Annotated in this window: 25 protein-coding genes and 1 pseudogene; 11 read left to right on the top strand and 15 right to left on the bottom strand. The window is 68.1% G+C overall.

Annotation, left to right across the window (positions count from 1 at the left end; translation table 11 throughout):
• Positions 1–55: 55 nt before the first annotated feature.
• The 11 genes from ABU113_RS08660 to rfbA form a co-directional block, all read right to left on the bottom strand.
• The gene (locus tag ABU113_RS08660; protein ID WP_454559112.1) at positions 56–1,042 is read right to left on the bottom strand and encodes a Gfo/Idh/MocA family protein; all 987 of its coding nucleotides are present in this window, start codon (positions 1,040–1,042) and stop codon (positions 56–58) included.
• Between the two features lie 25 nt (positions 1,043–1,067).
• Entirely contained in the window at positions 1,068–2,114 is a 1,047-nt protein-coding gene (gene pseI, locus ABU113_RS08655; RefSeq protein ID WP_454559111.1) for a pseudaminic acid synthase, read from the bottom strand.
• A 7-nt stretch (positions 2,115–2,121) separates the two neighbouring features.
• The gene (locus ABU113_RS08650; protein WP_454559110.1) at positions 2,122–2,754 is read right to left on the bottom strand and encodes a formyltransferase family protein; all 633 of its coding nucleotides are present in this window, start codon (positions 2,752–2,754) and stop codon (positions 2,122–2,124) included.
• Positions 2,751–3,824: a UDP-2,4-diacetamido-2,4,6-trideoxy-beta-L-altropyranose hydrolase gene (gene pseG, locus ABU113_RS08645; RefSeq protein ID WP_454559109.1), complete on the bottom strand. Its 1,074-nt coding sequence runs from the start codon at positions 3,822–3,824 to the stop codon at positions 2,751–2,753. Before pseG ends, ABU113_RS08650 begins: the two co-directional genes overlap by 4 nt.
• Positions 3,821–4,528, bottom strand: coding sequence for a pseudaminic acid cytidylyltransferase (gene pseF, locus ABU113_RS08640; RefSeq protein WP_454559108.1), 708 nt, complete (start codon positions 4,526–4,528; stop codon positions 3,821–3,823). Before pseF ends, pseG begins: the two co-directional genes overlap by 4 nt.
• A gap of 2 nt (positions 4,529–4,530) precedes the next feature.
• Positions 4,531–5,694 (bottom strand): UDP-4-amino-4,6-dideoxy-N-acetyl-beta-L-altrosamine transaminase, encoded by a 1,164-nt coding sequence (pseC, locus tag ABU113_RS08635; RefSeq protein WP_454559107.1) that lies wholly within the window; start codon positions 5,692–5,694, stop codon positions 4,531–4,533.
• A gap of 13 nt (positions 5,695–5,707) precedes the next feature.
• On the bottom strand, positions 5,708–6,718 hold the full coding sequence (gene pseB, locus ABU113_RS08630; RefSeq protein ID WP_454559106.1) for a UDP-N-acetylglucosamine 4,6-dehydratase (inverting): 1,011 nt from the start codon (positions 6,716–6,718) through the stop codon (positions 5,708–5,710).
• Between the two features lie 269 nt (positions 6,719–6,987).
• On the bottom strand, positions 6,988–8,079 hold the full coding sequence (gene rfbB / locus ABU113_RS08625) for a dTDP-glucose 4,6-dehydratase (RefSeq protein WP_454559105.1): 1,092 nt from the start codon (positions 8,077–8,079) through the stop codon (positions 6,988–6,990).
• The gene (gene rfbD / locus ABU113_RS08620; RefSeq protein WP_454559104.1) at positions 8,072–8,941 is read right to left on the bottom strand and encodes a dTDP-4-dehydrorhamnose reductase; all 870 of its coding nucleotides are present in this window, start codon (positions 8,939–8,941) and stop codon (positions 8,072–8,074) included. The genes rfbB and rfbD overlap by 8 nt, the downstream gene beginning before the upstream one ends.
• A complete protein-coding gene (gene rfbC, locus ABU113_RS08615; protein ID WP_454559103.1) occupies positions 8,938–9,483 on the bottom strand; it encodes a dTDP-4-dehydrorhamnose 3,5-epimerase in 546 nt (181 codons plus the stop codon). The genes rfbD and rfbC overlap by 4 nt, the downstream gene beginning before the upstream one ends.
• Positions 9,480–10,361, bottom strand: coding sequence for a glucose-1-phosphate thymidylyltransferase RfbA (rfbA, locus tag ABU113_RS08610; RefSeq protein ID WP_454559102.1), 882 nt, complete (start codon positions 10,359–10,361; stop codon positions 9,480–9,482). Before rfbA ends, rfbC begins: the two co-directional genes overlap by 4 nt.
• 249 nt (positions 10,362–10,610) lie before the next feature.
• Between rfbA and ABU113_RS08605 the strand changes: the two genes are divergently transcribed.
• Positions 10,611–11,090 carry a group II truncated hemoglobin gene (locus ABU113_RS08605; protein ID WP_454559101.1) on the top strand — a complete coding sequence of 160 codons (480 nt, stop codon included), beginning with the start codon at positions 10,611–10,613 and terminating at the stop codon, positions 11,088–11,090.
• 23 nt (positions 11,091–11,113) lie between these two features.
• Here ABU113_RS08605 and ABU113_RS08600 read toward each other — a convergent pair whose 3' ends face one another.
• Complete coding sequence (locus ABU113_RS08600) at positions 11,114–12,172, bottom strand: LLM class flavin-dependent oxidoreductase (protein ID WP_454559100.1); 1,059 nt, start codon at positions 12,170–12,172, stop codon at positions 11,114–11,116.
• A gap of 264 nt (positions 12,173–12,436) precedes the next feature.
• Between ABU113_RS08600 and infC the strand changes: the two genes are divergently transcribed.
• From infC to ABU113_RS08575, 5 genes are all read left to right on the top strand, one after another.
• Positions 12,437–12,976: a translation initiation factor IF-3 gene (gene infC, locus ABU113_RS08595; protein WP_454559099.1), complete on the top strand. Its 540-nt coding sequence runs from the start codon at positions 12,437–12,439 to the stop codon at positions 12,974–12,976.
• Positions 12,977–13,327: 351 nt separating this feature from the next.
• Positions 13,328–14,122, top strand: a complete 795-nt coding sequence (locus tag ABU113_RS08590; RefSeq protein WP_454559098.1) for an exodeoxyribonuclease III — start codon at positions 13,328–13,330, stop codon at positions 14,120–14,122.
• On the top strand, positions 14,116–15,237 hold the full coding sequence (gene ribA, locus ABU113_RS08585) for a GTP cyclohydrolase II (protein WP_454559097.1): 1,122 nt from the start codon (positions 14,116–14,118) through the stop codon (positions 15,235–15,237). The genes ABU113_RS08590 and ribA overlap by 7 nt, the downstream gene beginning before the upstream one ends.
• 148 nt (positions 15,238–15,385) lie before the next feature.
• Positions 15,386–16,054, top strand: a complete 669-nt coding sequence (locus tag ABU113_RS08580) for a hypothetical protein (RefSeq protein WP_454559096.1) — start codon at positions 15,386–15,388, stop codon at positions 16,052–16,054.
• A gap of 42 nt (positions 16,055–16,096) precedes the next feature.
• Entirely contained in the window at positions 16,097–16,618 is a 522-nt protein-coding gene (locus ABU113_RS08575) for a L,D-transpeptidase family protein (RefSeq protein WP_454559095.1), read from the top strand.
• Positions 16,619–16,640: 22 nt separating this feature from the next.
• Here ABU113_RS08575 and ABU113_RS08570 read toward each other — a convergent pair whose 3' ends face one another.
• Positions 16,641–17,342: a YggS family pyridoxal phosphate-dependent enzyme gene (locus tag ABU113_RS08570; protein ID WP_454559094.1), complete on the bottom strand. Its 702-nt coding sequence runs from the start codon at positions 17,340–17,342 to the stop codon at positions 16,641–16,643.
• A gap of 127 nt (positions 17,343–17,469) precedes the next feature.
• Between ABU113_RS08570 and ABU113_RS08565 the strand changes: the two genes are divergently transcribed.
• On the top strand, positions 17,470–18,012 hold the full coding sequence (locus ABU113_RS08565) for a thiamine phosphate synthase (RefSeq protein WP_454559093.1): 543 nt from the start codon (positions 17,470–17,472) through the stop codon (positions 18,010–18,012).
• A gap of 25 nt (positions 18,013–18,037) precedes the next feature.
• Here the strand turns inward: ABU113_RS08565 and ABU113_RS08560 are convergent, their stop codons facing one another.
• Positions 18,038–18,793 carry a porin gene (locus ABU113_RS08560; protein WP_454559092.1) on the bottom strand — a complete coding sequence of 252 codons (756 nt, stop codon included), beginning with the start codon at positions 18,791–18,793 and terminating at the stop codon, positions 18,038–18,040.
• A 300-nt stretch (positions 18,794–19,093) separates the two neighbouring features.
• Between ABU113_RS08560 and ABU113_RS08555 the strand changes: the two genes are divergently transcribed.
• From ABU113_RS08555 to holA, 4 genes are read left to right on the top strand one after another with little or no spacing between them, the layout of a single operon-like run.
• Positions 19,094–19,498, top strand: coding sequence for a DUF3576 domain-containing protein (locus tag ABU113_RS08555; protein WP_454559091.1), 405 nt, complete (start codon positions 19,094–19,096; stop codon positions 19,496–19,498).
• 38 nt (positions 19,499–19,536) lie between these two features.
• On the top strand, positions 19,537–22,104 hold the full coding sequence (leuS, locus tag ABU113_RS08550) for a leucine--tRNA ligase (protein ID WP_454559090.1): 2,568 nt from the start codon (positions 19,537–19,539) through the stop codon (positions 22,102–22,104).
• The gene (locus ABU113_RS08545) at positions 22,104–22,625 is read left to right on the top strand and encodes an LPS assembly lipoprotein LptE (protein ID WP_454559089.1); all 522 of its coding nucleotides are present in this window, start codon (positions 22,104–22,106) and stop codon (positions 22,623–22,625) included. The genes leuS and ABU113_RS08545 overlap by 1 nt, the downstream gene beginning before the upstream one ends.
• Entirely contained in the window at positions 22,622–23,659 is a 1,038-nt protein-coding gene (holA, locus tag ABU113_RS08540) for a DNA polymerase III subunit delta (protein WP_454559088.1), read from the top strand. Before ABU113_RS08545 ends, holA begins: the two co-directional genes overlap by 4 nt.
• Before the next feature lie 26 nt (positions 23,660–23,685).
• Here the strand turns inward: holA and ABU113_RS08535 are convergent.
• Positions 23,686–24,139 (bottom strand): annotated as a pseudogene (locus tag ABU113_RS08535) (hypothetical protein); the annotation flags it as partial.

Here is a 24,139-nt window from a genome sequence, read left to right as displayed (position 1 = left end):
CAATAACGAGCGCATTCCACGAATTCCTACGCGCAGCCGCAAAATGTTTGCGGCATCAATCCGCTGCCTTTCTCCTGCCTGTCGCCATTTCCCGGATGTCGTCGCATAGCGCCTGCGTTACCAGCGCGCTGGCTCCCGTGCAGGCCAGCGGCGCGCCATGATGCACGGCATCATGCAGATTGGCGGCGGCGTGAAGCATGGCCTCCATGTAGCGCCCGTCGACCTGCTCGGCGGCCAGCAACGCCTTGTAGCCGGCGAAATGCGCGCTGTCGCCGGCGCGACGGATGCGCCAACGCAGGCCGCCGTCCTCCATGACCAGGACGCCCGCCGACGTCACCAGCTGGAGTTCGAACAGCGCATAGTCGCCGGCGTGCGCCGTGGTGAGATGGACGGGGATGCCGGAGTCTGTTCGCAGCAAGGCCGGTACCGTCGGGTCGTCCGGCCAGAAATCCCACTGCGGCGCGCCGACGGCCTCGATCTCAAGCGTACAATCGAGGAGCAGCCGGATCGCGTCGACCAGATGGCTGCCATTGTTGAGGATGCCCTTGTTGTACGTCCCGGTGACCGAGCGGATCTCGCCCCAATACTGCTGGCGCAACTCGTCACGCAACCGGGCCACATCAGGAGCCCAGCGCCGCGTGTGATTGATCGCCAGGGGAATGCCCGCCTCCGCGCAGCGCTCTACCCAAAGGCGCGCCTCGTGCAGGGTGGGTGCGATGGGTTTTTCGCAGAAGATCAGCCGCGGCGACCGGGCGATGGCGGCCTCCAGATGCGCCGACCGGAAGGCGGTGGGGGCGCAGATCGCGATGATGTCGGCGGTCACCGACGGCGGCACGGCGCTGAAATCGGCGTAACCGTGCGGGATGCCCCAATGGGCCTGAAAGGCCGCCCGGCGTCCGGCGTCGGGTTCGATGCAACCAACGATGTCGAAACGACCGTCACGGCGATAGGCGCCGGCGTGGGACAGAGGCAAGGCATCGGCGGGCCGGCGCTCGTCGAACCCGCCGGCGATGTTACCGCAACCGACGATAAGAACACGCAATCTGGAGAAGGAGCCCACCATCGCGCTACTTGATGAGCGCCCATGCCAGCGGCGTGCCACGCGCGACGTCCCGCGTCACCCGGGTGCCCAGCACCAGGGACAGGTGCTTGGGCGCCAGCCCATAGCCTGGCCGAATGGCACGGACGTTCTCGGCGGTCAGCATGTCCCCGGCCTTCAGGTCGGCCACCACGTAGAGCGACCGGCGGAACTGTACCGATCCTTCCTCCACCGCCTGGGTCCCGAACGTGACACGACCAAGACCCTGCCAGGCTCGCTCCGTCTCCAGGCGTAACTGGGCGAATTCCTCGGGTTCCAGCGAAAAGGCGGAATCGACCCCGCCATCGGCACGGCGCAACGTGAAGTGCTTCTCGATGACCGAGGCGCCCAGCACCACCGAGGCCACCGCCACACCGCAGCCCATGGTGTGGTCGGAAAGGCCGACTTCCACACCGAACGCCTCGCGCAGCACCGGAATGGTCCGGATGTTGGTGTTTTCCGGCGTCGCCGGATAGGTGCTGGTGCACTTCAGCAGCACGATCTGGTCGTTGCCGGCGGCGCGCGCCGTTCGCACCGCCTCGTCGATCTCGGTCAGGCTCGCCATGCCGGTGGACATGATCAGCGGCTTGCCGGTCCGCGCCACCCGATCGATCAGCCCGAGGTCGGTACACTCGAAGGACGCGATCTTGTAGGCGGGGACACCCAGTTCCTCCAGAAAGTCGACCGCGGTGTCGTCAAACGGGGTCGAGAAGCAATGCATGCCGTGGCTGGCCGCCCGCTCCATCAGCGGCTTGTGCCAGGCCCAGGGCGTATGCGCCTCGTCGTACAGATCATAAAGACGCCGTCCGGCCCACAGGCTGTCGGGGTTGTCGATGACGAACCCCGGCGCGTCGATGTCCAGCGTCATCGTTTCGGCGGTATAGGTCTGCAGCTTGATGGCATCGGCACCGGCGCGCGCGGCAGCATCGACGATCGCCAGCGCGCGTTCCAGCGACTGGTTATGATTGCCGGACATTTCCGCGATCAGGTACGGGCGCTGGCTGGCACCAATCTCTCGGCCGTTGATTGCAATCATATCACCCTCAAGCCTTCTCGATTTTGATCCGGTATGTCTGGCCCCGGAAGGAAAAGAACGCCGGATACCGGTCGGGGTCGGCAACCCTGAGCAAGTCGAATGACTCGCGCAAAGGCCGGTCCGGGTCAATTTCGCTGTCGGCCGGGGTCCGCTTGCGATAGTAGCTCGGCTCCCCGGTCTGCGGGCGGGGCTGTGCCGTGTGCAGATTGTCGAGCGCCCAGTCGAGCATGGCGATCTCCGCCTCGAACAGCCGCTGATGGATTTCGTCCACCAGTGCGGTGGCGGGCACCTCAAACCGGATCTGATGCCAGATGGCGCCGGAGTCGAGATCATCCTCCGCCTCCAGCAAGGTCAGGGTCAGCTCCGTCTGGCCCTCAAGGATTGCCCAGATATGCGGTGACATCCCGCGCCCCTGCGGCAGCGGGCTGGCGTGCAGCACCAGGGTGTGCCTGAACAGGTCGCGCGTCGGCTTGCGAATGATCTGATGGCAGGAGACCAGGAACAGATAGTCGCCGCCCTGCAGCTCGCGATAGTCACGCAGGATGCGCACGTCCGCGCGCGACGATACCGCGGCCGCCCAGGCCTCGATCCACGCGTTCACCGGATGGCGGGGATCGGTGCAGAGAATACTGATCTTCACACGCAGCACTCCTTCATCCGCCGGGCCACCCGGGTGGCGCCGGCACCGTCGGACAGCGCCAGGCCGGCACGGGACAGATGGTTGCGCAAACCACTGTTGCCCAGCAAGGCCCGCAGGTGTCCCGCGAAGATCTCGGGAGACGCCAAGGCGTCGTCGGGCGCGCAGACCAGTCCCCCACGCGCGCTCTGGCCGAGCAGTTCACGCTGGTTCTCGGCAATGCAGACCGCCAGGGTCGGCACGCCGAGCACGCAGCGCTCCCACGTCGCGGTACCGCCAGCGCCGATGGCAAGGTCGGCGGCCGCCAGCAGCGCCGGCATGTCAGGGGTGTCGACATGAAGGCGGGCGCCCTGCCAGGCGCCGACCAGGGCCTCGATGGATGCCCGGGCGGGATGCGTGCTGCCGATGACGACATCGATCTGGACGCCGGCCGGCACCACCCCGGCGGCGGCCCTCAGCACCCATTCGGTCACATTGTCCCGGTCCATGCCGCCGAGGAATATGTGCAGGCGCCGGACCGGGCCGTCGCGGGGCGCGACAGCCGCGCGCGCGGCCGCGAACGCGGGCCGCAGCAGGGCAAACCGCGGCCCCAGCAACAAGGTGCAGTCCGCCGGGACACGGCCGTCATAGCGCGCCCCGGCATCAAGGTAGAAATTCTGGTCGAGCAGCAGCGCGCACTGGTGGACCCGCGCCAGATCGTCGATCGCCATGACGTGCGGCGCCAGAGTGGCGGCCTGGGCCTCCCACCGGGCATCGAGGCCGTAATGATCGACCACGATCCAGTCACACCGTGGCTCGCCCGCCAGCGCCTGACGCAGGTCATCGATATCCTGTTGCTGGGCATCGGCAGGGAAGACGTCCTCGGCGCTGGTCCGGACATCCTCCCGGCCGGGCAGCGACAGCAGCGCCACTCCGGCCGCGGCGGCCTGTTCCGCCAGATGCGGCGGCACGTCACGCGTTATCAGGACAACGTCGGCGGCCTGCTCCCGCAGCGCCTGGGCCAGCGAAAGGCAGCGCACCCAGTGACCGCTGCCAATCAGGCGGGACGCATCGGCGCGGATCGCCACCCTCATGGGAGGCCGGCGCCCGTCAGAGCCTTGAACATCAGTTCAGCCCGCGCCCAGTCGTCGGGCGTATCGATGTCCACCACCCGCCACTCCGGCAGAACGATGCTGGCGCCGTTGGCGTGGAGGTTCAGGCCCTGCAGCCAGAGATCGGCGCTTCCCCAGTAAAACTGCCCGGCATCGAAATAGCCCGGCTCCAGATCCTGCGTCCGGGTGGCGGCATATTGCGGATTGAACGGCTGCACCAGGCCAGTGGCGTCGCGCCGCAGCGCCCGCTGGATCGGCGAGGGGAAGGGCGCGACCGGGAAGATGTAGCGCTGCCGGTCGAGCGCATCCAGCATCGCCAGCGCCGCCGCCAGATCATCCGCCTGAAGGAAGGGGACACCGGGGTAGATGCAACAGACGTCGGTCACCGTCCAGCCGAGCCGCCGGCAGGCGGTGATCGCATGGGCGATCACCGGCACCGTGGGGGTGTGGTCGTCCGCCAGGTCGGCGGGTCGCTCGAAGGGCACCTCGGCACCGGCGGCGGTGGCCACCGCCGCGATCTCCTGATCGTCGGTCGAGACCACGATGCGATCGAACAGACCCGACTGGCGTGCGGTATCGATGGCATGCACGATCATCGGCCGGCCGGCGAAGGTCTTGATGTTCTTGCGCGGTATCCGCTTGCTGCCGCCGCGGGCCGGAATGATCGCAAGGCGCCCGGTCGTCATCGTCAGGCCTCCAGTGTCCGGCGCAGAACCTCGACAACGCGCGCCTGCTGGGCCTCGGACATGCCCGGAAACAGCGGGATCGACAGGGCACGGGCGTAGTAGCGCTCGGCATGGGGGAAATCGCCCGGCCTGAAGCCGAGGCGGGCGTAATAGGGCTGGGTGTGAATGGGGATGTAGTGCACGTTGACGCCGATCTGGGCGGCGCGCAGCGCATTGAACAGGGCCAGACGCGAGACCGTGGTGCGGCTGTCATCGACTTCGATCGCATAGAGATGCCAGGACGACAGCCGGTCCGCGCCACGCGCTGGCCGCAGCAGGGGCAGATCGGCCAGCAGCGCGTCATAACGGTCCGCCAGGGCGATGCGGGCCTGCTGCAGCGGGTCAAGCCGGCGCAACTGGGACAACCCCAGCGCGGCCTGGATGTCGGTCATCCGGTAATTGAAACCCAGCGAATGCTGCTCATAGACCCAGGGGCCCTCCGGCGTCCGCTCCATGTCGGCGGCATCCCGCGTCATCCCGTGCGAGCGCAGCAGCGCCAGCCGCCTGGCCAGCACCGGATCCTGGGTGGTGACCAGACCACCCTCGCCGGTGGTGATGATCTTGACCGCATGAAAGCTGAACACCGTCGCGTCAGCCCACTGGGCGCCCACCGGCTTGTCGAGGTAGGTCGCACCGGTGGCGTGCGACGCATCCTGCAGAATCCGGAAGCCATAGCGGTCGGCCAGCGCCCGCATCTCCCGCAGATCGCAGGGCAGGCCGGCGAAATCGACAGGGATGAGCAGGTCGGGCAGGCGGCCGGCCGCGTCGGCCCGGGCGAGCTTCTCCGCCAGCGCCACGACCGACATGTTGCGGGTGTGGGGATCGATGTCGACGAAGTCGACGTCGGCCCCGCAATAGCGGGCACAGTTCGCCGAGGCGAGAAAGCTGTTGGGCGACGTCCAGACCAGCGAGCCCGGCCCGATGCCCAGCGCCAGGCACGCGATGTGCAGGCCGGCCGTCGCGTTGGACACCGCGCAGGCGTGCGCGACCTGATGGCGGGCGGCGAAGGCCGCCTCGAAGGCCGGCAGCGCCGGCCCCTGGGTGAGATACTCGGAGCGCAGCGCGGCGACGACGGCCTCGACATCCTCCTCCGCGATGGTCTGGCAGCTGTAGGGGATGAACGTCACGCGTGCCGGCCTCTCAGTCGATCAACTTGCCCACGACATGCTCGTCGATGAGCTGGCGCAACTGCTCAACGCTCAGGAACTCGCTGTTGCTGCCGCTGTCGTAGCTGAACCCCGGCGCAACGCGCGTGCCCTGCATCCTGGCGGCATAATCCTCGACGGTGAACGTGCCGGCGGACGGCAGGATCGCGTAATAGTCGCCGATGTCGACCGTGTTGTAGCTGTCGCTGGCGGTGATCATTTCCTCGTGGATCTTCTCGCCCGGTCGGATGCCGACGATCCGCTGCTCGCACTCGGGCGCGATCGCCGTCGCAACGTCGGTGATGTTGTAGGACGGAATCTTCGGGACCAGAATTTCGCCGCCCCAGGCATTCTCGATCGACCACAGCACCATGTCGACGCCGGCCTGCAACGAGATGTTGAAGCGGGTCATGCGCGGATCGGTGATGGGGAGAACACCCGTCTTGCGACGCTCCATGAAGAACGGAATGACCGAGCCACGGCTGCCCATGACGTTGCCGTAGCGGACGACGCTGAAGCGGATGTCGCGATCGCCCCGGATGTTGTTGGCGGCCACGAACAGCTTGTCGGAGCACAGCTTGGTGGCGCCATAGAGATTGATCGGCGCCGCGGCCTTGTCGGTGGACAGGGCGACGATGCGCTGGACCTTGCTGTCGAGGCAAGCATCGATGAGATTCTGCGCCCCGATGACGTTGGTCTTGATGCATTCGAACGGATTATATTCAGCCGCCGGCACCTGTTTCAACGCGGCCGCGTGGACCACGATATCGATGTTCTCAAGCGCCCGCTGCAGACGGCTGCTGTCTCGGATATCGCCAATGAAGTAACGCAGCGCCGGATATTGCGAGGGCGAAAAGACCTGCGCCATTTCGAACTGTTTCAGCTCGTCGCGCGAGTAGATGACCAGTCTCTTGACGTCGGGGTAACGATCCAGGACCGTTTTTACAAATGCCTTTCCGAACGACCCCGTTCCACCGGTAACAAGTATCGACTTTCCGCTGATCATTATTGTTCCACAGTTGGCAATTGACGGGCACACTCCCGAAGGGGATTGAGTTCATACCTGCAGCTCTTGCCACGTTTACTGTGCTGGCGATGTACACGAGACCAATATTGTTGGCCTCACCTGAACTAGACCCGATAGAACCCACCGCCGGTCCTAGATCATGGCCCTCAGGTTCGCAATGTTAAATCTGGCCGGAAGGGGTGAGCGGGCCGCATGACCGTGGCGACCCGGGCAGCCGTTGTCGGCGCAGGCGGCGAGACCCGCCGACCTCAGCGTGTCGCGTAGTTGCGCTCGACCCAGCTCTTGTAGCTGCCGTCCATCACCGCGCGCCACCACGGTTCGTTGGCGAGATACCATGCCAGCGTCTCGGCGAAACGCTGTTCGAAACCATGGGCGGCACGGTAGCCCAGCTCACCGCGGATCTTCGTCTCGTCGATGGCGTAGCGCCGGTCATGGCCCGGCCGGTCGGTGACATAGGTCTTGAGGCTGGCCGAGGCCCGGCCAGCGGCCGCCGGCGCGTCGGGGAAGCGCCGGGCGAGGTCGGGATCGGCGGCGAAGGCGGCATCGACCGCCGCGCACAGCGTGTCGATCACCACCATGTTGGGCAGCTCCTCGCCGCCGCCGATGTTGTAGGTCTCGCCGATCCGGCCGCCGGCCAGCACCAGTTCGATGCCGCGGCAATGATCCTCGACATACAGCCAGTCGCGCACGTTCATGCCGTCGCCGTAGATCGGCAGCGGCCGGCCGTGCAGCGCATTGATCAGGAACAGCGGAATGAGCTTTTCCGGAAACTGGTACGGCCCGTAGTTGTTCGAGCAGTTGGTGGTGGTCACCTGCAGCCCGTAAGTGTGATGATAGGCGCGCACCAGATGGTCGGACGCGGCCTTGGACGCCGAATAGGGCGAGTTGGGCGCATAGGGCGTCGCCTCGTGAAAGGCCGGGTCGGCCGGGCCGAGACTGCCATAGACCTCGTCGGTGGAGACGTGGTGGAAGCGGTGCGGCCGGCCGGCGCCCTCGTCGAGCCACACCTTGCGGGCCGCCTTGAGCAGGCTGTGGGTGCCAACGACATTGGTGTCGATGAAGGCGTCGGGGCCGTGGATCGAGCGGTCGACATGGCTTTCGGCGGCGAAGTGGACCAGCGTGTCGACGCCGGATCGCAACAGGTCGCAGACGCGGGCCTCGTCGCGAATGTCCGCATGCACGAAGTCGACGCCGTCGAGCCCGTCGAGGTTGGCGCGGTTGCCGGCATAGGTCAGGGCGTCGAGCACGATTACCGCGTCGCTCGGGTGCTGACGCCGCCAGTAGCGAACGAAGTTGGCGCCGATGAAGCCGGCGCCACCGGTGACGAGCAGTTTAGCCATGGGTTTGTTCCTTGAGCATCGCCAGCATGGCGCGCAGTTCGACGCGCCAGTGGGCGGCGGGTCCGATCAGCGCCGTCGTCGCGGTCTTGTCCAGCACGCTGTAGGCCGGTCGGCGTGCGGGTGTCGGATAGTCGGCGGTGGTGATGGGCCGCACCGGCACCGCCTGGGTCAGCAGCCCCAGCGCCAGCGCTTCTTCCTGGATGGCGACGGCGAAATCGTACCAGGAGGCAACCCCGGCGTCGGTGAAGTGCAGGACGCCGCATGCCTCGCTGGCCGCCAGCGCCCACAGGGCGCGTGCCAGACTCACCGCATGGGTCGGGGTGCCTATCTGGTCGGCCACCACACGCACTTCCGGCCGCTCGGCCATCAGCCGCAGCATGGTCTTGACGAAATTGTTGCCCCGCGCGGCGTGCACCCAGGCGGTGCGGACGATCAGCGCGCCCGGATCGGCCGCCAGCACCGCCGCCTCGCCGGCCTGCTTGCTGGCGCCGTAGACGCCCAGCGGCGCCGTGGGGTGGTCGGGCCGGTAGGGCTCCGGGTTGCGACCATCGAACACGAAATCGGTGGAGACATGGAGCAGGCGGGCGCCGTGGCGGGCGGCCGCCGCGGCCAGTGCCGCCGGCGCCTCGCTGTTGAGCCGGTAGGCAAGCACTGGCTCGCTTTCGGCCTTGTCGACGGCGGTATAGGCGGCGGCGTTGATGATCAGCGCCGGCTGCTGGTGCGCCACCACGCGGTCGATTGCCAGCGGATCGGCCAGATCGAGCCCCGCACGATCGAGCGCCACCAGATCCACACCGGCGGGCGCTGAGCGTTGCAGCGCCTGGCCAAGCTGGCCCGCCGCACCGGTGACCAGCACCTTCACGCGAAGACCTCGGCGTCGGCAAGCGGCACGCCGGCGCGGTCCTTGGCGGAAAGCTGGGGCACGATGTCCTCCAGCGGCCAGTCAATGCCGATGGCGGGATCGTTCCAGGCGATCGCCCGCTCGTGCTCCGGCGCGTACAGGTCCGTGCACTTGTAGAGGAAGTCGGTGCCATCGGTGAGTGTCAGGAAGCCGTGGGCAAAGCCCTCGGGCACCCACAGCATCCGCTTGTTCGCCGCCGACAGCTCATAGCCTACCCAGCGGCCGAAATTCGGCGAGGACCGGCGGATGTCGACCGCGACATCGTACACCGCGCCCGCCGTCACCCGCACCAGCTTGCCCTGCGTCCGCCGCAGCTGATAGTGCAGGCCGCGCAGCACGCCACGGCTGGACCGGCTGTGATTGTCCTGCACGAAGGTCAGGTCGAGGCCCAGGCTGGCGAAGGTCGCGGCGTTCCAGGTTTCCATGAAGAAGCCGCGATCGTCGCCGAACACGCGGGGCTCCAGCAGCTTCACTTCCGGCAGGGCGGTGTCGATGACCTTCATGCGCCAGCCTTCTCGGCGATCTGGCGCAGCAGATAGTCGCCATACCCGCTCTTCTTCAGCGGCTCGGCGACGGCGCGCAGCTGGTCATCGTCGATGAAGCCCTGGCGCCAGGCGATTTCCTCCGGGCAGCAGACCTTCAGGCCCTGACGCTCCTCGATGATGCGGACATACTGCGCCGCGTCGAGCAATGAATTGTGGGTGCCGGTGTCAAGCCAGGCGAAGCCGCGACCCATCAGTTCAACGTTGAGCTGGCCGGCTTCGAGATACAGGCGGTTGAGATCGGTGATTTCCAGCTCGCCGCGCGCCGACGGCTTGATGTCGCGGGCGAGGTCGACGGCGCGGCCGTCATAGAAGTAGAGCCCGGTGACAGCATAGTGGGACTTCGGCTGGACCGGCTTCTCCTCAATGGTCGCCGCCCGGCCCCCGGCGTCGAAGGAGACGACGCCATAGGCGCTGGGGTCGCGGACATAATAGCCGAACACGGTGGCGCCGGTCTCGCGCGCATCTGCCCGACGCAACAGGTCCGGCAGGCCATGACCATAGAAAATGTTGTCACCCAGCACCAGCGCCGACGGACGGTCGCCGACGAAGTCGGCGCCGATATGATAGGCCTGCGCCAGCCCTTCGGGCCGGGGCTGGGCGGCGTATGCCAGCGTCAGGCCCCACTGGCGGCCATCGCCCAGCAGGTTGCGGAAGGCCGGCTGATCGTCCGGCGTGGTGATGATGAGGATCTCCCGGATGCCCGCCAGCATCAGCACCGACAGCGGATAATAGATCATCGGCTTGTCATAGACGGGCATCAACTGCTTGCTGACCGGCAGGGTGAGGGGATGAAGCCGCGTGCCGGAACCGCCCGCGAGAATAATGCCACGCCGCATGATTGAACCTGTCCTTACCGCATACCGGCTTGGCACTAGCGCCCCTGACCGCCAAGAGCAAGCCAACCCGAAGTTGTTGCGAGCCCGGCATGAAGATCGCCAGGCGATAAGTGGCGCGGCCGGACCCCGCTGCGACGCACCGTCGCGTGGCACGGTGCACGCGTTGACAGGGCAGGCGGACCGCCCCACTGTCGAGGTCAGCGGCCGGCCGTCGAGGCGCGTGACGGTCCGCCCGAGCGGGAGAGCATGATGACCGACACCGCCACCCAGACCCAGGCCCAGGACGCGGCCGCCGGCGGCTGCGCGACGCCCCAGGCGACCCCGGCCGCCGAGCCGCGGGCGGCGCCGCGCCGGGTGGCGCCCTATGAGTTGCTGGGCGGCGAGACGGCGCTGCGCACCCTGGTCGACCGCTTCTACGACATCATGGACTCAGCCCCGGAAGCCGCGACCATCCGCGCCATGCACGGGCGGGACCTCTCCGGCATCCGCCAGAAGCTGTTCGAGTGGCTGAGCGGCTGGCTCGGCGGCCCGCCGCTGTTCGCCCAGCGCACCGGCAGCGTGTGCATCACCGCCGCCCACAAGCCCTACGCCATCGACGCCGCCGCCCGCGACGAATGGATGTTCTGCATGCACAAGGCGCTCGACGACCTGCCGGACCTCGATCCGCGCTTCCGCGAGGCGCTGGAGAAGGCGCTGCTGGGCGTCGCCGACTTCATGCGCAACCGCTGAGGGGCGGAACGGCGGGCTCGCCCCTAGGCCCTGGCCAACCCCCACGCCCCGGCGAGCAGACGATAGCTCGTCACCCGCGCCGCGTGGTCGTGCACCAGGCTTGTCACCATCAGCTCATCCGCCTGCGTCGCCGCCGCCAGCGCCCGCAGCCGGGCGACCACCGTTTCCGGCGAGCCAACCTGCAGCCGGCCGCGGGCATGGCGGCGCACCAGCTCCTCGTCGGCATCGTAGCGGTAGGCGCGCGCCTCCGCCGGGCTGGGCAGCGGCAGCCGGGCCTCGCCGCGCCGGATGCGCACGATGGCCAGATCATAGGTCGCCGCCAGCGCCTCGGCCTCGTCGTCGGTGGCGGCGATGATCGCCGATACCGCCAGGATGGCGTGGGGCTTGGCGGCAAAGCGCGAGGGGCGGAAATGGCGGCGATAGCGCGCCATTGCTTCTTCAGCATATTCCGGCTGGATGTGGTGGGCGAACCCGAAGCCGAAGCCGTTGGCCGCCGCCAGATCGCCGCCATAGAGGCTGGAGCCGAGAATCCACGGCAGCGGCATGCCGGCACCGGTGGGTGCCGCCTGGACGCTGGCGAACGGGTGGCCGGCGGGCCAGTCGTCCTCCAGGAACGCCAGCAACTCGGCGAGCTGGCGCGGAAAATCATCCTCGCCGCCGGTCGCCGTGCCGGTGCCCAGCGAGCGGCGCAGCGCGGCGGCGGTACGGCCGTCGGTGCCCGGCGCCCGACCCAGGCCGAGGTCGATGCGCCCCGGCGCCATCGCCTCCAGCACCCGGAAGGTCTCCGCCACATGCAGCGGCGCGTGGTTGGGCAGCATGATGCCGCCAGCGCCGACCCGCAGATGCCGGGTCTCGGCGACGATGCGGGCGATCAGCAGTTCGGGCACCGAGCAGGCGAGCATCGCCGTGTTGTGGTGCTCGGCCAGCCAGTAGCGGGTGTACCCCAGCGCCTCGGTGGCGCGGGCGAGGTCGAGGCTGTTGGCGATCGCCTGGCCCGGCGTGGCGCCGGCTGGCACCGGACAGAGGTCGAGCACCGACAGCGGCAGGGCGGGGCGGGACTGCGAACCGGGCAGGACTGACATGACAGGCGATGATCCTGAACAAAAACGTTGCAACGTCGTCACACTGTCGCTCATGCTAGCGTTCCCGGCCCGGCGCGCCAATGCCGGAACGAATTGCGACATTTACGCCCTTGACGTTTCATGATAGCGAAAACGCCCTGCGTGCCCTGTGTGGCGCGCCGGCGGGGGCCGGGAGTGTCCACCCGGGGGGAGTAATCCCGACAGGACGTCCCGGCACCGCCCGCAGTCAGAAACGATCAAGGAGATTGAGCCATCCGTCCGCCCATGTCGTCCCGGCGCCCCCTGGCGCCCCCGCCGCCGCTGACCGGTCCCGCCTATAATGAGTTCATCAAGGCGCCGCGCATCCGTGTCATCGATCAGAACGGCGAAAATCTTGGCGTGATGTATACCCGGGAGGCGCGCGACCTTGCCGCCGAGGTCGGGCTTGATCTGGTGGAAATCTCACCCAACGCCGATCCGCCGGTGTGCAAGATTCTCGATCTTGGCAAGTTCAAGTACGAGAACCAGAAGAAGGCCGCGGCCGCCCGCAAGAGCCAGAAGACCCAGGAGGTCAAGGAAATCAAGATGCGGCCGGGCATCGACCAGCACGACTACGAGACCAAGATGAAGGCGATCCAGCGCTTCATCGAGGACGGCGACAAGGTGAAGATCACCCTGCGCTTTCGCGGTCGTGAAATGGCGCACAACCAGCTCGGCATGCGGCTGATGGAGCGGGTGCAGGCCGACAGCGTGGAGTACGCCAAGGTCGAGCAGCACCCCAGGATGGAAGGCCGGCAGATGCTGATGGTGATCGCGCCCAAGTAACAGCGTGGCCCATGGCATGGCACGCCGGCGGCCGCCGGCGCGCCGTCCCTTCCCGAACGGCCGGAAACACAGTGTTCCTTGCCCGACGACGACGGAACGTGCCGTGGCGGCGATCAAACTCAGCCGCCACGTCGTGCCGTTATTGAAATTTCAGCAGCGGAGTCCTATTTTAGAAGGGCAGCAGCAATTCTCCTGTCGGGATTTGCCCCCTGTTGCCCGACCCCGCTGCTGTATGCGTGACGAGCGCAGTCCGGACCCCGCCTCATGCCCCCGAGGCGGGGTCCTTTCGTTTTGCCGTCCGCGCGCGCCATCCGGCTTGCCCCGCCGCCTGTGCTCGCTTACCTACGCACCATGACCGTTTCATTGAAAATCGCTTCCTGGAACATCAATTCCGTCCGGGCCCGGCTGCCCATCGTCGAGCGGCTGCTCGACGAGCAGAAGCCGGACATCCTGTGTCTGCAGGAAACCAAGGCCGCCAATGGCGACTTCCCGGCCACCTTCTTCGCCGATCGCGGCTATACCGACCTGCACCTGCACGGCCAGCGGATGCACCACGGGGTAGCGATCATCTCCCGCATTCCGCTCAGGGAAACCGTCAGCCACGACTGGCAGGGCAACGACGAGGCCCGCCACATCGGCGTTGAACTGCCCGGCGGCGTGCGGCTGGAGAATGTCTACGTCCCCGCCGGCGGCGACGTGGCGGACGTCAAGACCAACCCCAAGTTCCGCCAGAAGATGAACTTCCTCGACCGCATGACCGCGTGGTCGGAAGCGCTGCGCCAGCCGACCATCCTGGTCGGCGACTTCAATATCGCGCCGCTGCCCAGCGACGTCTGGAGCCACGAACAGCTGCTCGACGTGGTGAGCCACACGCCGATGGAGGTGGAAAAGCTCGACCGGCTGCAGGCCAGCCACGGCTGGGTCGACCTCGGCCGCCGCACCGTGCCGGCGCCGGAACGGCTGTTCACCTGGTGGAGCTATCGTGCCGCCGACTGGCGCGCCTCCGATCGTGGCCGCCGGCTCGACCATGTCTGGCTGAGTCCCGAACTGTCGCCGGCGGCCGTGCACTGCGACGTACTGGAAGACGCCCGCAGCTGGCCCAAGCCGTCCGACCATGCGCCGCTGGTGGCGCGTTTCGCGTGGTGACGCCACCCACCGCGACGGGCGACGGTGATGACGCCGCCTGCCTGGCGGTCGAACGCGCCATCGACGAGTTGCGTCGCGGCCGCCCGGTGGTGATGGCCGACGGCGACCGGCAGCTGGCGATCATGGCGCTCGATCTTGCCAGCGACGACAGTCTGGCCCGCTTCGAGGCGACCGCTGGCCAGACCGCCCGGCTGCTGATCACCGGCCGCCGGGCCGAGATCCTGAAAGTCACCAGTGACGGCCGCGCCGCCGGCCACCAGGCGGTGCTGCTGGGACGCGAAGCCTGGGATGACCTTGGCCAGCTGCTGGCCGCCGCCGACCCGGTGACCGACATGGCGACGCCGATGAAGGGGCCATTCCGGCCGCTGGCGCTGGGCGACCACGGTGTGGCGGCACGCGCCGCGCTGGAGCTGGCCAAGCTGGCCCGACTGCTGCCGGCCGGCCTGGTGGTGCTCGAACCCGCCGACACCGACGACTGGCGCACGGTGGCGACGGCCGAGATCCTCGACTATGGCCGGGCCCACGCCAGCCGGCTGAAGATCGTCGCCCAGGCCAGGGTACCGCTGGTGGATGCGGTCGACTCGCGTATCGTTGCCTTTCGCGCCGACGACGGGGCGCTGGAGCATCTGGCCATCGTCATCGGCGAGCCCAGCCGGCACGCGCCGGTGCTGGCCCGGCTGCATTCGGAGTGCTTCACCGGCGATCTGCTGGGGTCGCTGAAGTGCGACTGCGGGCCCCAGTTGCGCGGCGCGCTGAAGGCGATCGCCGATGCCGGCGGCGGCGTGCTGCTCTATCTTGCCCAGGAGGGCCGGGGCATCGGGCTGGTCAACAAGCTGCGGGCCTATGCACTGCAGGATCAGGGCTTCGACACCGTGGACGCCAATCTGCGGCTGGGTTTCGAGACCGACGAACGCGACTTCTGGCCGGCGGCGCGGATGCTGTCGCTGCTCGGCTTCGCCGCGGTGCGGCTGATGACCAACAACCCGGAGAAGGTGGCCGGGCTGGAGGCGCGCGGAATCCGCGTCGTCGAACGGGTGGCGCACCAGTTCCCCGCCAATCCGCACAACGCCCACTACCTGGCGACCAAGAAGGCCCGCACCGGGCATCTTCTGTAGGGCACCCGCGGCGCCGGCATCGGCAGGGCTTGCCGGCCTTGGCGCGTCGCCAGATGCAACCGGCTGATATTAAAAGATATTTCTTCTGGCATGCGGTTTGCTTCAAGGATCAGCAAAGAGGTGACCCATGGCTTCGACCACTATTGACATGCGCCTGCCCGCAGGCACCACATCGGCCGCGACGACCTACAGCAACACCACCGTCGTGGAGGGCCGCAAGCCGACGCTGTTCGCCCAGGCGCTGGACGCGGTCAATCCGCTTCAGCATGTGCCGGGGGTGTCGCAGGCGTATCGCGCCGTCACCGGCGACAAGATTTCCGAGACCTCCAAGATCGTCGGCCATCTCGGGCTGGGCGCGGCGGTGGCCGGGCCGGTCGGGCTGGCGGTCGGCGCCGGCGTCTATCTGGTGGAGAAGATCTTCGGCGGCCTGTTCGGCGGGAGCAAGGGCGACACCGCCACGGCGACCGCCACACCGCCGCTGACATCGACCGCCGGCGCGACGGCGGGCAAGGTGGCGACCACGGCCGGTGGCAGCCAGAACGCGGCAGCCGCGGTGGCGGCGGCCGGCGCCACCGCGACCGGCACCACATCAGGTGGCACGGGCGCCGGTGTGGCGCCGGTCAGCATGAGTTCCGCCCAGTTCACGGCGCTGCTGACCGCGTTCGGCCAGGGTGCGGAGGACGAACAGACCCGCAAGGCGGCCCAGGTCGGCGCCGATGCCGCCAGCGGACAAGTTGGCTCAGACGACTTCGCCAACCGCATGGCCGCCAATCTCGACAAGCTGCAGAGCTTGAAGAAGGCCGAGGTCGCCCAGTAAGGCCGGTCGCCACCGCGCGGCTGCTTCGGTATGGTGGCGGTCATGAGCGAACATCTGCTGGTCGATAGCCAAACCCGCACCCTGACCTGGTCAGGCGGCACGGTCGATTGCGCGCTGGGCAAGGGCGGCGTGCGGCCGGCGGCCGACAAGCGCGAGGGCGATGGCGCGACGCCGCTGGGCTGTTATCCGCTGCGCTGGCTCTATTACCGCCCCGACCGGCTGGATCGTCCGGTCACCGGGCTGGCGATCGAGGCCTTGACGCCTGACGCCGGCTGGTGCGACGCCGCCGATGCCCCCACCTATAATCAGCCGGTACGCCATCCCTGCCCGGTGAGTGCCGAGCAGCTGTGGCGCGCCGACGGGCTCTACGACCTCATCGTCGTGCTGGGCCACAACGACCGCCCCGTCATACCGGGGCTGGGCTCGGCGATTTTCCTGCATTGCAGCAAAGTTGACGACGCCGGCGCCCTGAAGCCGACGCTGGGCTGCATCGCCGTGCCCCGCCCGACGCTGCTGGCCATTGTCGCCGGCTGCGACACCGGCTCGACTCTCGAAATCCGCTAGCCGCGCGCGGCAGCCGGTCGCCTCAGCGGGCGCCGAACAGCGCCGAGCCGACCCGCACGTCGGTGGCGCCCAGCTGCACCGCTGCCTCGACGTCGCCGGACATGCCCATGCTCAGCCGCGCCAGGCCATGGCGGCGGGCCAGCTTGGCCAGCAGCGCGAAGAACGGCGACGGCGCCTGGTCGGCCGGCGGCACGCACATCAGGCCGACCACTGGCAGGTCGAGGCCGCGCGCCTGTTCCAGCAACGCCGGCAGCTCGTCGAGCGCGACGCCGCCCTTCTGCGGTTCCGCCCCGATGTTGACCTGGATGAACAGGTCCGGCCGGCGGCCCTGCCTGGCCATCGCACGCGCCAGCGCCTGGGCCAGCGACTCGCGATCGAGGCTGTGGATGGCATCGAACAGCGCCACCGCGTCGTCCGCCTTGTTGGACTGCAGCTGGCCGACCAGATGCAGCCGCACGTCCGGGTAGTCGGCCTTGAGCGCCGGCCATTTGGCCTGCGCTTCCTGCACCCGGTTCTCGCCGAACGCGCGCTGGCCGGCGGCGAGCAGCGGCCGGATGTCATCGGCGCCGAAGGTCTTGGAAATGGCGATCAGCTGTACATCGGCCGGATCGCGGCCGGCCGGGCGGGCGGCTCGGGCGATGCGGTCGAACACGGCGGTCAGTCGTCCGGCGGCCGTAGCGGGAGCGGGAGCGGGAGCGGGAACAGGGGTGGCTGGATCGGGCATGGCCGAGCTATACAGGCTGATCGTTCGGGATGGAAGCGATGTCGCAGCCCTCTCAAACGTGAATCAATTTATAATCAATGGGTTAAACCTGCAGACCCGTGCCGCGATGTCCTTGATGCTTCCCTCGATGCTCCCTTCCCGCTGGTTTTTCACCGACGATCGTCTGGGCGACGATGCCCTGGCGCTGATCGCCGGGCTGCCGCGCGATGTCGGCGTCATCGTCCGGGTTCGCGAGGGCGGGCGGGCACGGGTCGCGGCCCTGGTGCGCGCCGCCCGCCGCCACCGCCATGTGGTACTGGTGGCAGGGCCGATACTGGCCGCGTTACGGACCGGTGCTGACGGCGCCCATTTGCCGGAACAGCTGGCACGGTGCGCAGGCAAACGACGGCCGCACCGCCGCTTCCGGCTGACGGTGGCGGCGCACAGCCGGCCGGCGCTGGTGCGCGCCCGCCGGCTGGGCGCTGATGCCGCCTTCCTGTCGCCGGTATTCGCCACCCGTAGCCACCCAGGCGGCAAGGTGCTGGGGCCGCTTGGTTTCGCCCGTCTGGCCCGCGCCGCCGGCCTGCCCGTGCTGGCATTGGGTGGCATGACGTCACATCAGGCGGGGCATTTGCGGCGGGCGCATGGCTGGGGGGCCATCGACGCGTGGCACGGCCGACCTGCGCACTGACACCAGCACTGCGCCGCGAAACGCCTTAGAACTTGAAGTTGGTGCCGAGGTAGACGGTGCCGCCGACCTGGTCGGACTCGCCGGCGCGCATGGCGGCGGTCGGATGGGTGACCTGATACTTGACACCGCCGTTGACGCTCAGGCGCGGCGTCAGCAGATAGCTGCCCCCCAGCTCGACACTGTAGCTCTTGTCGATGCCCAGCGTGGTCGGGTGGTCAGCGTCGCCATAGCGTTCGCCCGCGACCTGCAGCGTCGTCTTCCAGTCCTTGCCGCGGTAGGACAGCCCGACATCGACGCCCTCGGCCGACGCGCTGGCGCGGCGGATGTCGTCGACGCGGCTGTAGCCGGCCTCGACCGAGAAGCCCTGATAGCCCAGCGCCATGCCGACATTATAACCGGCGACGTCGAAGGTCGGCGCGGTCTTGTCGGCGGCGCTGGCGACAGCGGCGCGCGAGGTCACGCCAACCGTGAAGGCCTTGCGGTCAACCTTGCCCGATGGCGTGAACAGGAACGAACGTTCGGCGCTGCGGGCGCGGCCGTCGCGCAGCGGCGAGGCGACGGCCCGTGCCGGCTGCCTGGCATCGATCAGCGCCGGCTTCAGCGCGCCCGGTCCCTGCGGGTCGAGGCTGATGCTGGAGTCGCTCTCGCGGAAATAGAGGTAGGAGGTCGAGGCCTTGGCATCCCGGGCCTGGGAATCCCTAGCCTGGCCATCCCGGGACTGACTGGTGCCGGTGGCGCGCACGGGACTGGCGGCGGCGGCATTGACTGCCACGACCGTCATCGCAAGACCCGCAAGATATGCCCACCTGGTCATGATTCGACTCTTCCCTGACCCTCCTATGGCGTTTGATACGTGGTATTTCCAGACTTTCCGTCGCTTTATCCGCCTTTTGAAGTCCAATGGGGCGAAACTGTGGCGACGAATCCACAGACTCGTGCGCCGGGCAGCCGCCGACGCGCTGTTGAGGCCTTGGCCTGTTGGCCGGCGCATGTCTATAAGGACCGCTTACGGGACACATTGTCCCCCGAGTCGAATGAGGCAGACATGGTAGTGCGCGGGCGGAACTTGATGGTTTTGGGCATGGTTGGCCTGCTGGCCGCGTGCGGCGGCAGCGACCGGCCGGCACCCGCCAAGCTGGCGCCGGCGCGCATCACCCAGATCGGCGTCAACAGCTACCTGTGGCGCGCCACCCTCGACACCCTGGCGTTCATGCCGATGGCCCAGGTGGACTCCAACGGCGGTGTCATCCTCACTGACTGGTACGTCAACCCCAAGACGCCCGCCGAGCGCGTCAAGGTGTCGGTGTTCATCCTCGACAAGGATCTGCGCGCCGACGCGCTGAAGGTCTCGACCCAGCGTCAGGAACTGCAGAACGGCGCCTGGGTGGATGCCGTGGTGCGGGCCGGCACCGTGCAGAAGCTGGAGGAAGCGATCCTCACCCGGGCCCGGCAGCTGCGCCAGGGCTCGGTGGGCGACGCCTCCTGAAATCCGCATAGCAACCGACGACAGTCCGAAGAACCGCAATGACCCGTTACAATCCGAAGGCCGCCGAGGCCAAGTGGCAGCGCGTGTGGGAGGAGCGGGCCACCTTCCGCGCCCATGACCAGACGGCCAGGCCCAAGGCCTATGTGCTGGAGATGTTCCCCTATCCGTCGGGGCGCATCCACATCGGCCACGTGCGCAACTACACCATGGGCGACGTCATCGCCCGCTTCCGCCGCGCCCAGGGCTATGAAGTGCTGCACCCGATGGGGTGGGACGCCTTCGGCATGCCGGCCGAGAACGCCGCCTTCGAGAAGAAGGTCCACCCCAAGGACTGGACCTACGCCAACATCGCCACCATGCGCGACCAGCTGAAACTGCTGGGCTTCGCCATCGACTGGTCGCGCGAGCTGGCGACCTGCGACCCCGCCTATTACGGTCAGGAGCAGGCACTGTTCCTCGACCTGCTGGCCGGCGATCTGGTCTATCGCAAGGAAAGCTGGGTCAACTGGGATCCGGTCGACATGACCGTGCTGGCCAACGAGCAGGTGATCGACGGGCGCGGCTGGCGCTCCGGCGCGCCGATCGAGCGGCGCAAGCTGTCCCAGTGGTTCCTCAAGATCACCGCCTTCTCCGACAGCCTGCTCGCCGGGCTGGGCACGCTCGACCAGTGGCCCGAGAAGGTGCGGCTGATGCAGGAGAACTGGATCGGCAGGTCGACCGGTCTGAAGTTCCGCTTCCAGCTCGCCCGGCCGGCCACGCTGGCCAGCGGCGACACGCTGGAAACGGTGGAGGTGTTCACCACCCGGCCCGACACGCTCTACGGCGCCAGCTTCTGTGCCATCGCCATCGACCATCCGCTGGCCGATGCGGTCGCCCAAGGCAACCCGGAGGCCGCCGCCTTCATCGCCCAGTGCCGCCGCTCGGGCACCGCGACCGCCGACATCGAGACCGCCGAGAAGCTGGGTTTCGCCACCGGCTTCACCGTCCGTCACCCGTTCGACCCGAACTGGGAGCTGCCGGTCTACATCGCCAATTTCGTGCTGATGGACTATGGCACCGGCGCCATCTTCGGCTGCCCGGCGCACGACCAGCGCGACCTCGACTTCGCCCGCAAGTATGATCTGCCGGTCAAGGCCGTCGTGGTGCCGGCGGATGCCGACCCGGCCACCTTCGCGGTGGACGCGGAAGCCTATGACGGCCCCGGCCGGCTGGCCAACTCCGGCTTTCTGGACGGCATGAGCGTCGAGGACGGCAAGGCCGCCGCCATCGCTCGTGCCGAGGCCGAGGGCTGGGGCAAGGGCACCACCACCTATCGCCTGCGCGACTGGGGCGTCAGCCGCCAGCGCTACTGGGGCACGCCGATCCCGATCATCCACTGTGAGGCTTGCGGCGCCGTGCCGGTGCCGCGCGACCAGCTGCCGGTGACGCTGCCGGACGACGTCACCTTCGACAAGCCGGGCAACCCGCTCGACCATCACCCGACCTGGAAGCATGTCGACTGCCCGAGCTGCGGCAAGCCGGCCCGGCGGGAGACCGACACCCTCGACACCTTTGTCGATTCCTCTTGGTACTTCATCCGCTTCGCCAGCCAGCCCGGCGACCGGCCGTTCGACAAGGCCACCGCCGAGTGGTGGCTGCCGGTGGACCAGTATATCGGCGGCGTCGAGCACGCGATTCTGCACCTGCTGTACAGCCGCTTCTTCACCCGCGCGCTGAAGGCGGTCGGCAAGATCGACATCGAGGAGCCGTTCAAGGGTCTGTTCACCCAGGGCATGGTCTGTCACGAGACCTACAAGGCGCTCGATGGCCGCTGGCTCGAACCGGGCCAGGTGGAAAAGCGCGACGACGGCGTGTTCGAGAAGGAAACCGGGCTGTCCGTGACTCTGGGCCGCTCGGAAAAGATGAGCAAATCCAAGAAGAACACGGTCGATCCCACGGAAATCGTCGATCAGTACGGTGCTGATGCCGTGCGCTGGTTCATGCTCTCCGACAGCCCGCCGGAACGCGACCTCAACTGGACCGAGTCCGGCATCGAGGGCGCCTGGCGCTTCACCCAGCGCATCTGGCGGCTGGTCGCCGAAAGCTGGCCTGAGGTCCGTGACGCCGACGCCGACAGCGATGCCGACGCTGCCCGCAAGCTGCGTCAGGCGACCCACAAAGCCATTGATGGCGTCACCCGCGATGTCGCCGGGCTGCAGTTCAACAAGGCGGTGGCCAAGCTGTACGAATTCGTCAACACACTGGCCGGCACCCCGGACGCGCTGGGCCTGGCCAAGCGCGAGGGCCTGCTGGTGCTGGTGCAGCTGGTGGCGCCGATGATGCCGCACCTGGCCGAGGAAGCCTGGAGCGACATGGGTCAGGACGGGCTGGTGGCGGAAGCCGCCTGGCCGGTGGCCGATCCGGCGCTGCTGGCGGTCGACGAGGTGACCATCGCCATCCAGGTCAACGGCAAGCTGCGCGATACGCTGGTGCTCGCCAAGGGTCTGGACAAGGCCGCCACCGAGGCCGCCGCGATGGCCTCCGACAAGGTGCAGCGGGCGCTCGCCGGCGCCACGCCGAAAAAGGTGATCGTGGTGCCCGATCGCCTGGTCAATCTGGTCGCCTGATGCGCGGCCGTCTCGCCCTGATGCTGCTGGCCGCCCCGCTGATGGCGGGCCTGCCCGGCTGTGGCCTGCAGCCGATCTATGCCGACGGCAGCCAGGGCGTGGCGGCACAGCAGCTGGCGGGCATCGAGGTGCCGCTGCTGCCGGATCGCGCCGGGCAATTACTGCGCGACGAGCTGCTGCGGGTGATCCGCCCGGAAGGCAGCGTCCGGTACCGGCTGGACATCAAGATGACCGAGACCATCGAGGGCTTCGGTATCCGCGGCGACGAATCGGTGGCGCGCAAGCGGGTGTCGCTGGTCGCCGACTATCAGCTGGTCGATCTCGCCAGCAATCAGGTGGTGCTCACCGACCGGGCGCGGTCGGACGCCGGCATCGACGTGGTGCAGAGCGAATACGCGGTGGTCGCCGCCGAGCAGACCGCGCGCGAACGCAACGCCACTCTTGCCGCCCGCGCCATCGCCGCCCGGCTCGGGCTGCACTTCAGGACCAGCGGGCCGGCGGCCGCCGGCGCCACCCGGTGAAACCCAACGCCGCCCAGCTTCAGGCGGCGCTGAAACGGCTGGAGCCGGGCGTTCGCCTGGTACTGCTGTTCGGGCCGGACGACGCACTGATCCGCGAGCGGGCGCGGGCCTTCGCCACCCAGGTGGTCGCCGACCTCAACGACCCGTTCGCGGTGGTGGAGCTGGACGGCAAGCAGGCGGCGGAAGACACCAGCCGGCTGGCCGACGAGGCCGCCAGCCTGCCGTTTCTCGGCGACGCCAAGCTGATCCGCGTCACCGGCATCGCCGATGCCGCGCTGGCCGGCGTCGAGGCGCTGCTGGAACTGGCGACCCCGGGCAATCTGGTGGTGGCCACGGCCGGGGACCTGGCCAAGACCTCCAAGCTGCGCAAGCTGGCCGAGGAGAGCCCGGCGGCACTGGCGATCGCCTGCTACGCCGAGGAAGGCGCCCGGCTGACGCAGTTCCTCCAGACGGAGGCCCAGGCGCGCGGGCTGTCGCTGGACCGCGACGCACTGGAGCTGCTGATGCGGGCGGTTGGCCCGGAACGCGACATCGCCCGCAACGAGCTGGACAAGCTGGCGCTGTACAAGGGCGTGGCGACCGGCGGCAATGGCGCGGTGACCGAGGCCGACCTTGAAGCCATTGGCGCTGATTTCGGCCAGGCCGGCTATGACAAGCTGGTCAACGCCGTGCTCGGCCAGCGCCCGGACGAGGTCGCCCGCCAGATCGACCGGCTGGCCGAGGAAGGCGAGGCCGGCATCGCGCTGTTGCGCGCTGTGTCCCGCCGGTTGTGGCAGCTGCTCGACATCCGCGCCCGCATGGCCGATGGCGAGGCGCTGGACGCCGCCATTGGCGCGCTGCGGCCGCCGGTTTTCTGGAAGGAAAAGGAACTGGTGGCAGGCCAGGCCCGCCGCTGGTCGGCCGAGCGGCTGAAGAGCGCCATTGTCCGGATGCTGGAGGCGGAGCGCGCCATCAAGACCGCCGGCGGCGCCGGCGACGTCATCGCCCATCAGGGCCTGCTAGCGCTATCGGTGCGCCCCCGCGGCGAGCGCTGAGGCGTGCTTCACTCCGCCCCTCGGCACTACTTGCGGAACAGCTCAAGATACTCGTGAAACAAAAATAGCCGGTTTCGCCGCTGGCCTGTCACCTCCAGAAGAACGCCATGCTCAACCATATCGTTGATCAGCGAGGCTGCCGTATTGGTTGTGGTGGACAGCATTTCGGTAGCCGCCTTCACGTCAATGACGGGCCGGGCATAAAGGTTGCGCATGAGCTGCTGGGAGTTTGCTTGACGGCGATGGCTGAAGCGCGGCAGAACCTCGCGTTCAATGCGTTCCTTGAGCGCCAGAATTGACCGAAATACGCCGGCTGAGGCTCGCGCGGTTTCCTCGACGCCATGGAGGAAAAAGTTAGCGTCCGCGCTCGTGGTGTAATTTCCGGTGTAGGCGATGGTGTATTCCGGGGTGGGGCATGCCCCACCCCGGAATGCGGCGTCGCTGGTGGCCACCGGGTTCATCGTTATGGTGGAGTTTGCA

Origin of the sequence: Parapedomonas caeni, assembly GCF_041060555.1 — a bacterium.
Taxonomy (GTDB): domain Bacteria; phylum Pseudomonadota; class Alphaproteobacteria; order Sphingomonadales; family Sphingomonadaceae; genus CAUJIW01.
The sequence above is the reverse complement of the archived record's forward strand: the minus strand, read 5'-3'. Positions and strand labels throughout refer to the sequence as shown.